Raw genomic sequence first — 12,792 nt, forward strand, 5'->3', positions numbered from 1 at the left:
ACGAGGGCGATGAACAGTGAACGTCTACTCGTCGATCGCGCCGTGGCGCGGATCGACGACCCGATCGCGGTGGCCGGCAATGTGGCCGGCCACCGCGCCCGCCGCCTGATCGACGGCACCGAAACAGCATTTTCAGACCCATTCATCCTGATGGCCGAAGACTGGATGCCGCGCGACGCGTTCGCAAAGCATCCGCACCGCGGGATTGAAACCGTGACGCTGGTGCTAGACGGAGCGGTGGAGCATGCCGACAGCGGCGGCAACGAGGGCCTGCTTCGCGAAGGCGACGCGCAATGGATGACCGCCGGTCGCGGTGTAACGCACGTTGAGAACGCGCTGCCGGGTACGATCGCCCATACCGTGCAGCTGTGGGTTAACCTGGCTGCTCGGGACAAGATGACCGCACCCCGCTACCAAACTCTGCGCCGGGCGAGAGTGCCTGTCCGGCATGAGCCAGGAGCGGTGATCCGGCTGCTGTCAGGGACGTCAGGCGACGTCTCCTCCGATACGCTGAACTACGTGCCGGTGACTGCGATCGATGCGACGCTGGATGCGGGCGGTTCGTTCGACCAAGCGCTGGCGCCCGACTACAACGCGTTCGTCTTGGTCCTGAATGGCGAAGCGCTGGTCGGACCCGATGAAACGACGGTGCGTGCAGGCGCGCTAGCTTGGCTGACGCATGGCGACGGAAGCTCGGCGTCCAAGGTCAGGATCGCTGCGTCGGCGGCGGAGACACGAGTCCTGCTGTTCGCCGGCGCGCCGCTGCGGGAGCCAATCGCATTCGGCGGCCCATTCGTCATGAACACGCCTTCCGAAATCAAGCAGGCCTTCGCCGACTATCGGTCGGGCCGGTTCTAACTCCCATCGACAACGTCAACTCAAGGATAAGAACATGCGTAACAAGATTCTCGCAACCGCAGCGCTTGCTCTCGCGGCATATAGCGGCCTCCTCTCGGCCGCGACGCCGGAGCCGGGCAATGCGAGTGCAGCGGCCGTCACTGCTGGTCGCTACACGGTCGAATCCAGCCATACACGCGTCCAATTTAGCGTTTCCCACATGGGGTTCACCGACTGGTACGGTGACCTGACGGGCGCACGCGGGACGCTGAAACTCGACCCCCGGAACATCGCTGGCAGCACGCTCGACATCAGCGTGCCGATCGCTTCGGTATCGACGACAAACGTCAAGCTGGACGACGAGCTACGCGGCGCGCAATGGTTCGACGCCAAGCAGTTCCCGGACATCAGCTTCGTGTCGACAAGGGTTGTTCGCACGGGAGCCAGGGACGCTGCCATCACTGGCAATTTGACTTTCCACGGCGTGACCCGGCCCGTTACCTTGCAGGCACACTTCAACGGTGCCGGCGTCAATCCGCTCGACAAGAACTACACCGTCGGATTCAGCGCGACGACGACCATCCGGCGGTCCGACTTTGGCGTGAAGGCCTATATCCCATTGATTGGAGACACCACCCAGTTGCGCGTAAGCGCTGCTTTCGTTCGGTCGGCAGATTAAAGGGGCGGTCCAGCAGGCGCGCGCCAAGTCGGTGTCGCCGACCATGGACTCAGTCGAGTTCGATCTGATCTTGCTTCGCGTTCCTCGGGACCGTTCAATCGTTAACGCTCAGGAACATTTCGACTTGAGCCAGGCAAACCGCAGTCGTGTTGCGACAGGTTCCATTGAATGGGGAGGAGCGACGACGTCGTCGGTAAGACCCAAAATGCGACATTCACGGGCTTTTTTGGGCTACTCAATTTCGGCAATGTCCAAGGCGGAGGTGATGCCGCAGGCAATCCCCCTGCCCGACGGCACGCCGACTTTCCCGAAAATGATCGTCGTAAGAGGCTCTGCCCCGACCAGCTTGAAATGCCCGGGGGGTGGACATGGGGAGACGTAGATAGGGATCGATCGCAACGCTCCGGGGGAGAACGTGTGAGATTTGTGACCGCTTAATGATGGCGGACAGTCTTATGACAATACATTGTCGTATTGACAAGTAATTGCTTACCTCTATTTTGTTGGAATGGAAAAGCAAACGACCCCCGTTTCCGATGATCCGACGCAGCTTCGACGAGCCCTAACAGGGCTCGTGCTTGAGGTTTTTCGTCTAAACGGGAACCTGATCGCTGCGGGCGACGCCTTGGTGGGCGATCTCGGGCTGACCAGCGCACGATGGCAGGTGCTAGGAGCCATCGCGCTTTCCCCAGTACGGTTGCCGGTCGCCCACATCGCCCGGAACATGGGTTTGACCCGTCAGGCAGTACAGCGCGTCACGGACGACATGCGCCGAGATAGCCTAATCCGGCTCGAACCAAACCCCCACCATCGCCGTGCGATGCTGGTGACCATGACCGAGCAGGGAGAAGCCGCCTACACGAAGGCGAGTGCCCGGCAGGAACGCTGGGCAGACGAACTTGCGGCCGGCCTGACTCCCGATACTGTCGAGGCCGCCGCCGCGATGCTGCGAACCATCCAAAAGCGATTGAACGAGCGGTCTGCACCCGCCGCGCTCGGCGTCGCACCGATTACGCAAGACGCCTGATTAACCCCTCAAGACGACCACAATTTCAAAGGACTGACGAAGTGAGCCTGACATTCTACACGAACCCGAACTCGCGCGGCAGGATCGTGCGCTGGATGCTCGAAGAGGTGGGCTGCGACTATGAGACCGTGGTGCTGGACTATCAGGAGTCGAGCGAGGGTGATGAATGGGGAGGGGCGGCGCTCGATCGGCCGGACGACGCATCCGACCTGCGCGCCGGCTTCTTCACCGACGTGAACCCGATCGGCAAGGTGCCCGCGATTGTCCATGACGGACATATTGTAACGGAGGCGGCGGCGATCATCGCCTATTTGGCGGAAGCTTTCCCAGCCGCAGGGCTGGCACCGACCGCCGCGGAGCGCGCCGACTATCTACGCTGGATGTTCTTCGCGGCAGGACCGGTCGAGCAGGCGGTGACAAACCACCGCGCTGGCTTCGTGCCCGCGCCGGAGCAGGAATTCTTCTTTGGTTACGGTAGCTACGGCCGAACGATGGATCAGCTCGAACGTGCGGTGAAAGGACGCCGCTACGTTGCGGGTGACCGCTTCACCGCCGCCGACATCTATCTCGGATCACATATCGGCTGGGGTCTTGGCTTGCAGACGGTGCCACCTCGCGAAGCATTCCTGACCTATATTATGCCGCTGACGGCGCGCGAAGCGTATCTCCGCGGCGTGGCCAAAGACGACGCGCTGCTCGCGAAATCGGCAGCCCAAACCAACTGACCTGATTGATAACGGCTACTCAGACCAAGTCGGCGCCTGCTTTGATGTCGCTTATCGTATTTGACGGGCATGATGCGGGTTTTCGTCCCAGAATGGAGGGCGTTATGCCCTTTTCCCGGAAGGCGTCTCTATACCAGTCTGCGTCATCGCCGCGATCTGCGAGCATCCGCTGCGCTTTGGGCAGATCGTCGAGTAGCGCTGCAGCGCCCGTATAATCGCCGACCTGGCCCGCCGTCAGGAAGAGGTTGAGCGGGCGACCGCCTGCATGAGTGACGGCGTGCAGCTTGGTGTTCATGCCTCCTTTGGTGTGGCCGATGAGCCGCTCCAGGCCCCCTTTTTTACCTGCAGGCTGGATGCTGTGCGGTGCGCCTTGAGATAGGTCGCGTCTATCATGATTGTCTTTGGCGTGGTGCCCGCAGCGGCCAGTCCTTCCTTCATGCGCAGGAACACGCCCCTCTCTCCCCTCCGCGTCCACCGGTTGTAAAGCGTCTTGGCCGGGCCATACACTCAGAAGGCGACGCTCAGGCCATCCTATCAGCTCGCCGAAACCGGTCAGTTGTTTCGGGACCAGAAAGTATTGGCCGAGCATCCCGAAGCACGAGCATGTTCCCGAGAATGGGCAATCGCCTGCCATCTTGGAAGGTGACAATCATAGCGTTGGCCCTCGCCTGCCATAGTGTATGACCCTCCTATGTTCCGCGACGCCACTGCCCATGTTCCCGCCCAGGCCGCCCTGTCGGGGTCCGGCCCTGCTCCAGCTGGCAAACTCGACTTCGTCGCAATCGACGTTGAGACCGCCTGCTCCCGCGTCAGCAGCATTTGCCAGATTGGTATCGTCGGCTTTCGCGGCGGCACGGTCGCGTTCGAATACGAAACTCTGCTCGATCCGCGTGATCACTTCAGCAGCTTCAATACCCGCATTCACGGCATCGCTGCCGACCATGTCGCAGGCAAGCCGTGCTTTGCCGACGTGCACGACATCATTGACGGACACCTGGCCGGGCGAACCACTGTTGCACATTCTTATTTCGACAAAGGCGCGCTGGCGGCGGCCTGCCGCGTGCACGATCGGACAATGGTCGAGACAACTTGGCTCGACAGTGCGCGCGTAGCGAAGCGTGCTTGGCCCGAACTTCCCAACCACAAGCTCAACGCGGTGTCGAAACACCTCGGCATCCCACTCCGGCACCACGACGCCCTGAGTGACGCTCGCGCGGCGGGTATGATCCTCGTCAAAGCCATCGACCATACCGGCATACCGCTTGCAGGGTGGCTGGCGCCCTCGGTGGGGCAGCGGGCCGCTCCGGCACCACTCCCTGCGGCGGACGGTCCGTTCAGAAATCACCGAGTGGCGATCCTCGGCCAGCCCCGCAACGGCCCGCTTGCTCACCGGCTAGCGGGCGGTGGTGCGCGGATCGTCGCCGGCGTCGGCAGCACGACGACGATCTTGGCGGTCATCGGCGAGGAACCGTTCGGCTATCTGCGGTACGACGCGCAATTCCGGAAGGCCTTAGAACTGCAACGGTCAGGCCGCGCGATCAGCATTATGTCTGAGCGCGAGGTGCTGCAGGTTCTCGCTTAGCGTCAACGCGCGGCTGCGCCGTCCGGCACCTCGACATCATTGGGACGGCGCACCACATCCAGTCGATCATGACCAGCTATACCAAGACCGACGAGGCCGTTGCCGCCCTCACACCCGAGCAGTTCCGTGTGACCCAACAGAACGGAACCGAGCGTCCCGGCACCGGCCCGCTGCTGAAGAACAAGCAGGCGGGCATCTATGTCGACATCGTCTCGGGCGGGCCGCTGTTCGCCAGCGCCGACAAGTATGAGTCCGGCTGCGGATGGCCGAGCTTTACCAAACCCATCGATGCCGCCAACGTTAAGGCAACACGCGACTGGTCGATGCTCATCCCGCGCACGGAAGTGCGCTCCACGCAGGGCGACAGCCACCTCGGCCACGTCTTCAAGGATGGACCGCGAGACCGCGGTGGCTTGCGCTACTGCATCAACTCGGCCGCTCTTCGCTTCGTGGCACGGGCCGAGATGGCTGCGCAGGGCTATGGCGGCTATCTCGAACAGATTGAGGAGCCGCCCGCGACCACGCAGCGTGCAGTACTGGCCGGCGGCTGCTTCTGGGGCATGCAGGACCTGATCCGCAAACTCCCGGGCGTCGTCTCGACGCGCGTTGGCTATTCGGGCGGCGAGCTGCCGAACGCGACGTACCGCAACCACGGCAATCATGCCGAGGCGATCGAGACCGTCTTTGACCCCGCCCGCACGGACTTCCGCGCGTTGCTCGAATTCTTCTTTCAGATCCACGACCCGACGACGGTGAACCGGCAGGGCAACGACCGCGGCTCGAGCTACCGCTCGGCGATCTTCTACACCGACGACGTGCAAAAGGCCGTCGCCGAGGAGACTATCTCGGACGTCGATGCATCGGGGCTCTGGCCGGGCAAGGTTGTGACCGAACTGTCCCCGGCAGGCGACTTCTGGGAGGCCGAACCGGAACACCAGGATTATCTCGAACGCAGACCCAACGGTACACGTGTCACTTCGTCCGGCCGAAGTGGAAACTGTCACGGCGTACGCCCGCTGTCGGGAACGAAACCACCGCAGCCTGACTGTAAGCTGACCCAAGCGAGCCTAATCGCGGCCGTAGGGACCCACAAAGCGACATTCAGGTCGGCTCCGCCTTTTACCGACATCGGAAGCTCGTTCATTTTGAGTCGGCAGGATCTTCGTCGAGCGTCGCAACTCCCATCAGCGGATGCATGACGAAGGTCCAGCCAACTCCGCCGACAATCATGAGGCGCAGCGATTGGCGATCTGCGGCGCCGAGCAGCGATGCCGCTCCTGACGAAGCGGGCAAGGTCACTGTCCTGCCATCCTGACAAATGCCGGTTGCCCAACCGCGCCGTCCGATACGGATCTCGCCGGCGAGGCGCTCAAGTGCCGTCTCGAGCGCCGTGCGCGCACGAGTACCAGTGACCCACGCGTAACCATCGGGTTCCATAGCCGGAGGTGCCATGACGCTGGGATCGGGCATCGCACGCGGCCGTTTGTCATTATCAGCTTTTTGCTTATATTGATTAAGAGGGCGAACACCCTCCATACCCATCATGCGCGCAAACTCATCCATCGGTATCTCCTGGGTCGCCTCTCGCGCAGTTCACACTGACTGAGATCTCGCGGACAATTTAACGTCACCCAGCCGTTTAAAGGCCTTCAGGCTGTGGTCATTCTCTGATCATCTTGTGCACACGGCGTTCTAGTTCGCCAATGTTGAACGGCTTTGTCAGTATCTCCATGCCTTTATCCAGATTGCCGGCACCAACGGCGGCATTCGCGGCATAACCGGTGACGAACAGCACCTTCAGCATGGGCCGGACGGCGCGGCCAGCATCGGCGACCTGCCGCCCGTTAAGCCCGCCGGGTAAACCGACATCGGTAATCAGCAGGTCGATCCGTTCGTCCGACCGCATCACCTTAACCCCGGCGGGTCCCGTTGACGCCTCGAATACTCGGTAGCCGGCCTCCGTCAGGATTTCGCTGACGAGTTGCCGGATAGCGATCTCGTCCTCGACAATCAAAATAGTCTCGCCCGGCGTCGCGTGAAGTGGTTCGCGCTCGCCCTCAGCTGAACTGGCCGTGGCAACGGCGCCTAAATAGCGAGGAAGATAGAGGCACATCGTCGTACCGTGGCCTACCTCGGAGTAGATGCGCACCTGTCCGCCCGACTGCCGGACAAAGCCGTAGATCATCGATAGGCCGAGACCCGTCCCCTGTCCGATCGGCTTAGTCGTGAAGAACGGATCGAAGACGCGATCGATGATCTCCGGCGACATGCCGGTTCCCGTATCGGTTACGCATAGCGAGACGTATTCGCCTTCGGGCAAGTCCTGACTTGTAGCAGCGCGCGCATCTAAGTGCTTGTTGTTCGTTTCGATGGTCAGCCTGCCACCTTCGGGCATCGCGTCTCGTGCGTTAATGCACAGGTTCAGCAGGGCGTTTTCCAACTGCGGCGCATCGACGAGTACGTGCCACAATCCTTCAGTCGCTTCGATCTTCAGCTCGATTTCCGGCCCTAGCGTTCGATCGATGATCTCCTCCATACCCGCGATCAGCCGATTGGCATCAGTCGGGGTAGGCGCCAGCGTCTGCCGGCGCGAGAAGGCAAGAAGCCGCTGCGTCAGTGCGGCAGCCCGGCTTGCGCCTGTTTGCGCCATGGTAATGTAGCGATCGAGTTTGTCATACTGGCCAGCCTGAAGCCTGAGGCCGAGCATTTCGAGCCCACCTGTGACGGCCGTGAGCAAATTGTTGAAGTCGTGCGCAATGCCTCCGGTCAGCTGGCCGACCGCCTCCATCTTCTGGCTTTGGCGCAAAGCCTCTTCGATACGGCGCTGCTCGGTGATGTCTCTTCCGACCGTGTAGAAGAGCCCGCTGCCTGGCTTCGTGTCCGGCACCGCCGACCAGGCAAAAGCGACTGGCGTGCCATCCCCTTTCAGAAGGCGCACGTGAAACTGGTGGACCGGTTCGCCACCCATCAGCGTCGCCACAACGTCCCCCGTCGTTGCCAGATCGTCCGGGTGGATAATGTCGCTAAACGGATGCGCGATCAGTTCGTTATGAGGTCGCCCCAAAATGGCGGACCAGGCAGGATTGATTGTCTTCAAATAACCATCAAACGTCGCAACGCCGAAAAGATCGCGCGTCATCTCGAACAGCCGATTGCGCGCTGCCGACGACGCTCGCTCGGCAACGATGCTGTCCGTTGTCTCGATGCACGCGCAAAAGAGCCCAGCGACGGCGCCCGTTTCGCTCCGGACCGGCGTGTAGCTGAATGCGAAATGCGCTTCGGAATCCCGGCCCGGACGATCCAGCTCCAGAACGAGATCGGCCATATGGATCGGCTCTCCCCGTGCGACGGCATCGAACAACGGTATCAGTTCACTGCGTACTTCAGGCCAGACTTCAAAGAACGGCCGGCTGAACGCGGCGGGATGACGGTCGGCTAGCATCGGCGCGTAACCATCGTTGTAGAGCAGCACGTGATCTTCGCCCCAGCCGACAAACATCGGCTGGTCGGCCGCGAGGAGAACGCCGACCAGCGTTTTCAGCGGTTGCGGCCAACTTTCCGGGAGTCCTAGAGGCGAGTTCGACCAGTCGTGTGCTCGCATAACTGCGCCCATCGCCCCGCCCCCTGCCAACACGTCAAAATGCAATTATCCAACTCCACCAGCGCCTGAGTTTTAAGCATTAAGCAGGTTCCGCGCCGAGCACAGCACCTGTTTTCGGTCTTAGGCTGACAAACCGACGTTTGAAGAGTTCGAAAGACTAGGACGCTTTATACGATCGCGACGGCAGCTGGTTATAAACCTCCTCGCTACCCGAGCTTAGCGGTCACTGTTGCTTTTGCCCACATCTGAACCGTCACAGCGCTTTTCGTGTTCCCCAACTTCCGCCATTCGTTAATCGTGACCCGGACAGAGGTTTTCACCAAGGGCGACAACGCTCAACGACGATGATCGGGTTTGGCGGTCTGTGCTCTCCACGATGACGAAATGCGCGAAGAATACGTTCGGTTAGAAGCTGTACCGGCGCATCCCGTCGTCGACGAGTAGGACGATGCCCGTTACGTAGCTGGCGCGAGGCGAAGCGAGGAACGTCACCGCGTTAGCGCCACCCTCCTGTTGGCCAAAGTCGCGCAGCGCGATCTCACGGCTGGCGAACCTGGTGCGCCACTCTTCGGGATGTGTTCGCTTGATGGTCGCATCCTATCGAGGTCCGCTCATTTTATTCAAGGCCGGAACGCTGCTGGGAGTTGAGCGGTTGGGGGATCACCAAAAGGCAATTTCGTCCAAGGTACGAAAAAGGACCGCTCCCATGGCTGCCCCGGAAGATCTCAAGGAAATCTATACCGACGAGCTGAAGGATCTCTGGTCCGCAAACGACCAAATGAAAAGTTGCTGAAGAAAATCACCTCGAAAGCGAGCGACGCGGCGCTGAAGGAGATGTTGTCCAACTCTCAAGACAGCATCCAGAAGCACACGGACGTGCTGAAGGCGCTAATTGCGGCGAACGATGAAAAAGTCTCGAAGGAGCATTGCAAGGGGATGGAAGGTCTGGTTGCTGAAGCCACCAAACACGTTCTCGAGGAGGGACCGGACAAAGGCCCTCTGCTCGACGTCATGATAATTGCTCAATATCAGCGAATGAGCCATTACGGCATCGCAGGCTTCGGGACTGCTGCCGCCTATGCAAAGGCGCTTGGTCTCAAGGACGATACAAAGACGCTCAAGAATGCCACCAAACAGATTTATGGTGGCGACGAATATATGACCAAGCTCGCCGAAACGAGCGTCAACTTGCAGGCAGAAGGCGCCTGATCTGACACGCGCGGATCCGATGGTCGGCGGGTTGTTATACCACCGCCGCATGGTTACGCATGCGGCGGTGAGTTACTCACGGATCATCAATTGATGACGACGTACCAATTGAGCGAGCCGGCATCATTCGTCGAACCGCGAAAGGCGACGAAGCCTCGGAGGGGTCTGGTAAGGTGATTGGCGAAGGCTCGCTGGCAGATTGCGCAGAAATTTGCGAAAAATTGTCTTACGAGCGCTCCTCGCTTCGGATAGATGTTGACCCATGACGCTTAACGGCACTCCAGAGTGCTGGGTTATACGGTCGGTTCTGGTGGCTAATGAACAGCGGCTCGTAGCAATAGCCCGCTATCGATGTCACCGCGCTTGCGTTGCGCTAGCCACCTCGTCGATTGCCGCTACGACGTCCTGCAAGTTCGTGACGTAGAGGTCGTGGTCACCGTCGACCACGCGCATACGGCCCCTCTTGCCTGCTTGCGCGGCGGCCTCTGACGCTGCGACGAAGGCGTCGTAAATTCGCCCGCAGATCTCCGCAGTTCTGCATTGAAAACGCTCAGTCGAGATCATGATCACGTAGGGAATATCGGGCGGGTTGGCAGTGTCGATGACCCTGCTTAGGTCACTCGCGTCGATATGCTCGTTGTTGTCGCCCGCCATCCAAGCTGCATCGGCGGCGCGTTGCGACGGCGACATCAATGGGTAGGCGAACCGCGACCACTCTCGCGACGTGCCGGGCTGGTTGCTTGTCACGAACCCCGCGACCTCATGGGAGGTCGCATACGATCGCACCAGCAGTCCGCCCATGGAGGTGCCAAAAAGAATATAAGGGCCATGCTCGTGGGCTGCGGAAAGAGCGTCGAAAGCGTCTTCGGTCAGATCAACTGCTTTCCGGGGGAGTGGAGCAGCGGAGCTGCCTCCAACGTTGCGTCGGTCGTACGCGCACACGTGGTAGCGGCCGGATAGCGCCGCGAACAGCGCGGTCATGTGAGTGCGACGCCCCCCATCTCCCGGCTCAAGCAGAACCGTAAACTTCCCGCGCCCGGCGCAGCGCAAAGCGATGGTCCTACCCCCCGAAAGCTCGACCACTCGATCTTCTGCGTTCGACAGTGTGGGTTCACCGGGGCTTGGCGGAGTCGCGGCAAGCACAGCAGTGATGAGAGGGAAATGCCATAACGCCATCTGTCAGACATAGCTTTCCTGCTAAGCATCGCAACGTCCGTTACTAAGCGGCCGCGGAATAGCAGCTTCGTCTCAGCGCGGCCCCGGTCAGGACCGAGCTGACGCGCGGCGGCAGAAACAAAGGGGCGGACATTCGATGCGTTTTCGGCGCAGTTTGGAAGCGGCGATTCGTTCAGCTACTTGGCAGCCCGGTCTAAGCTTCAAAGCAGGCATCTCTACACCTTAAGCGGAAACCCCGCGCGGGGGCATCGGCTATGTTATTCAGGGAAACGTCATTACGAGGACAGGAGCGGGCTAATAACCATCGGACGGGCTGACCACAGGACGAGAGATGACCGAGAATCAGGGCGATCTCGTCGGCATTGCGGCCTACATCTTTCTGCTAGGCGCTTAACTGAACTCGCAGCTGGAGCGCAGGACTGCCAGAGACACGACTACCAGTCTCACGACGCCGCCTGGTAAGCGCGGAGCTGTGGTCGCCAACGTGGTCGGCAGCGTTGCGTCGCCAGAAGTCCGTGACGCGCTAGAGGAATAGAATGTCCCCCGTAAGTGCCGGATCGGACAGATTCCGTTGATGGATTTCCCGCGGCTGCCGGCCAAGCGGGGTTTTTAAGGCTCAGGCTAGCTTGAAGCCCTCCTTGTTCGCAAGCACCGTGATGTGGGCGTTACGTTCTTTGCCAAGCGCCGCATGGAGGGGCGGAAAGATCATGTCCTCCTCCTCACGGATGTGTGCCTCTAGCTCGGCGCGGAAAGAGGCGACCATTTCGAGGAAGTTGGGCGAAGCATTATCCATTTCCTCAAGGTCGTAGAGATTTTGCTTCACATAGCCGTGGTCGTGATTGAGCTTGTCGGCATCGGCCTTGTCGCCCCACGCACGAAGCGCTGGGTAGATCACATTTTCCTCCGTGAAAGCGTGTTTGCCGAGTGCGTGCTTTAGCTGGGTCAGAAGGACGGTGCGCTTGCCAGTGTCTTCACTGCCTGTCGCCTGCAGCTTGTCAAACAGGCCCAACGCAAGCTTGTGTTCGACTTTGACGGCGTCCAGCCAATCGCCGGCAAGCGCGCTGGGCGACTGCACGACAATCTTACGCCCTAGGTTTACGGCAAGTCCTGTAACGACACCGGCGGCCGCCGCACCGACGATCGAAGCGATCCGGCCGGTCACTGCTGACTTAGCCCCCTCAACTGCGGCACCGGCGCGCTTTGCGGCCGCCTTGGGGGCGGCGGCAGCTGTCTTTCGAGCCGACGACGCTCGGCGGTTGACGACTTTGGCCACCTTGCGCGGTGTAGCAGCCACGGTTTTCACCACGGGCGCGACCGACTTAACCACCGGCTGTGATGCGCTGTCTAGAGCTGCTAAGATAGGGGCTGCGGCGTCGCCCGCCGCCTCCAGAACCGATTTCGAAGCGCCCTTCGAGGTTGATCTGTTCGACGAGGCCGCGGCAGTTTTGCGCTTCGGGGACGAGGGGGTCGATGCGCCGGCAGCGGATTTGGCAGTCGCACGCTTGCGGTTCGGAGCGACCTTAGCGCCGTCGCCGACCGCAGCTTCCAAAGCCTCCCGGCTGCTCCCGACACGGTCGATCAGCGCCTGCGCATTCTGACGAGTGAGCCCATGCTTCGTTGCGAAGTAATCGACCTCGTAAGTTTCGCTTTTCGACACTGTCGCCTGGTCGCGCGCGCCGCGATTATCCTTGTCGTCCGCCATGTCGCTGTCCTCCCTAAATATTTGATTTTCCAAAGCCTCAGCGACACTGAAGTTCCAAGAGGCGTGGTAGGTAGCATTCCATCGCATGAAACGTGGATTGCGGGGGCTAATCCTGTCAAGTTGGCTAGCCGATAACGGCGGGGGCGGGCGACCAGCGGATGAGGCTAGGCCTGGATCGCGTCGTGATCCGACTTTCGGCTTTACGGCCGGCGTGACCCAGTTGTGGACGCTCACGAGCTTTAGCGCGCTTCCCG

Annotated in this window: 12 protein-coding genes and 2 pseudogenes; 8 read left to right on the top strand and 6 right to left on the bottom strand. The window is 60.8% G+C overall.

Annotated elements, in window-relative coordinates:
* The first annotated feature begins 9 nt into the window (after positions 1–9).
* The 4 genes from ASG11_RS04365 (at position 10) to ASG11_RS04380 (ending at position 3,268) form a co-directional block, all read left to right on the top strand.
* Positions 10–858, top strand: coding sequence for a pirin family protein (locus tag ASG11_RS04365; protein ID WP_055775648.1), 849 nt, complete (start codon positions 10–12; stop codon positions 856–858).
* Positions 859–892: 34 nt separating this feature from the next.
* A complete protein-coding gene (locus tag ASG11_RS04370; protein WP_055775651.1) occupies positions 893–1,516 on the top strand; it encodes a YceI family protein in 624 nt (207 codons plus the stop codon).
* A gap of 574 nt (positions 1,517–2,090) precedes the next feature.
* Positions 2,091–2,543 (top strand): MarR family winged helix-turn-helix transcriptional regulator, encoded by a 453-nt coding sequence (locus ASG11_RS04375; RefSeq protein WP_201781273.1) that lies wholly within the window; start codon positions 2,091–2,093, stop codon positions 2,541–2,543.
* Positions 2,544–2,584: 41 nt separating this feature from the next.
* Positions 2,585–3,268 (top strand): glutathione S-transferase family protein, encoded by a 684-nt coding sequence (locus ASG11_RS04380; protein ID WP_236697374.1) that lies wholly within the window; start codon positions 2,585–2,587, stop codon positions 3,266–3,268.
* A 32-nt stretch (positions 3,269–3,300) separates the two neighbouring features.
* Here ASG11_RS04380 and ASG11_RS18245 read toward each other — a convergent pair.
* A pseudogene (locus ASG11_RS18245) lies at positions 3,301–3,772 on the bottom strand (IS5 family transposase); the annotation flags it as partial.
* Positions 3,773–3,959: 187 nt separating this feature from the next.
* On the opposite strand from ASG11_RS18245, the gene ASG11_RS04390 reads away from it, so the two are divergent.
* The 3 genes and pseudogenes from ASG11_RS04390 to msrA all read left to right on the top strand — a co-directional run bounded on the left by ASG11_RS04390 (position 3,960) and on the right by msrA (position 6,049).
* Positions 3,960–4,850: an exonuclease domain-containing protein gene (locus tag ASG11_RS04390; protein ID WP_236697375.1), complete on the top strand. Its 891-nt coding sequence runs from the start codon at positions 3,960–3,962 to the stop codon at positions 4,848–4,850.
* Between the two features lie 68 nt (positions 4,851–4,918).
* Positions 4,919–5,359 (top strand): annotated as a pseudogene (gene msrB / locus ASG11_RS19180) (peptide-methionine (R)-S-oxide reductase MsrB); the annotation flags it as partial.
* Between the two features lie 51 nt (positions 5,360–5,410).
* On the top strand, positions 5,411–6,049 hold the full coding sequence (gene msrA / locus ASG11_RS19085) for a peptide-methionine (S)-S-oxide reductase MsrA (protein ID WP_443024472.1): 639 nt from the start codon (positions 5,411–5,413) through the stop codon (positions 6,047–6,049).
* On the opposite strand, the gene ASG11_RS04400 is transcribed toward msrA, so the two are convergent.
* The 3 genes from ASG11_RS04400 to ASG11_RS18255 all read right to left on the bottom strand — a co-directional run bounded on the left by ASG11_RS04400 (position 5,991) and on the right by ASG11_RS18255 (position 9,039).
* Complete coding sequence (locus tag ASG11_RS04400) at positions 5,991–6,413, bottom strand: hypothetical protein (protein ID WP_156363643.1); 423 nt, start codon at positions 6,411–6,413, stop codon at positions 5,991–5,993. The two genes, msrA and ASG11_RS04400, sit on opposite strands and share 59 nt — an antisense overlap.
* 97 nt (positions 6,414–6,510) lie before the next feature.
* Complete coding sequence (locus ASG11_RS04405; protein ID WP_236697376.1) at positions 6,511–8,451, bottom strand: hybrid sensor histidine kinase/response regulator; 1,941 nt, start codon at positions 8,449–8,451, stop codon at positions 6,511–6,513.
* A gap of 405 nt (positions 8,452–8,856) precedes the next feature.
* Entirely contained in the window at positions 8,857–9,039 is a 183-nt protein-coding gene (locus tag ASG11_RS18255; RefSeq protein WP_082472576.1) for an SDR family oxidoreductase, read from the bottom strand.
* A 198-nt stretch (positions 9,040–9,237) separates the two neighbouring features.
* Between ASG11_RS18255 and ASG11_RS04410 the strand changes: the two genes are divergently transcribed.
* Positions 9,238–9,660 (top strand): DUF892 family protein, encoded by a 423-nt coding sequence (locus tag ASG11_RS04410; RefSeq protein ID WP_236697377.1) that lies wholly within the window; start codon positions 9,238–9,240, stop codon positions 9,658–9,660.
* Between the two features lie 354 nt (positions 9,661–10,014).
* Here the strand turns inward: ASG11_RS04410 and ASG11_RS04415 are convergent, their stop codons facing one another.
* Both ASG11_RS04415 and ASG11_RS19185 read right to left on the bottom strand, forming a co-directional pair.
* On the bottom strand, positions 10,015–10,836 hold the full coding sequence (locus tag ASG11_RS04415; RefSeq protein ID WP_082472577.1) for an alpha/beta fold hydrolase: 822 nt from the start codon (positions 10,834–10,836) through the stop codon (positions 10,015–10,017).
* A 616-nt stretch (positions 10,837–11,452) separates the two neighbouring features.
* Entirely contained in the window at positions 11,453–12,538 is a 1,086-nt protein-coding gene (locus ASG11_RS19185) for a hemerythrin domain-containing protein (RefSeq protein WP_236697378.1), read from the bottom strand.
* Between the last annotated feature and the right edge of the window lie 254 nt (positions 12,539–12,792).

It is taken from the genome of Sphingomonas sp. Leaf357, from assembly GCF_001423845.1.
Taxonomy (GTDB): Bacteria; Pseudomonadota; Alphaproteobacteria; order Sphingomonadales; family Sphingomonadaceae; genus Sphingomonas.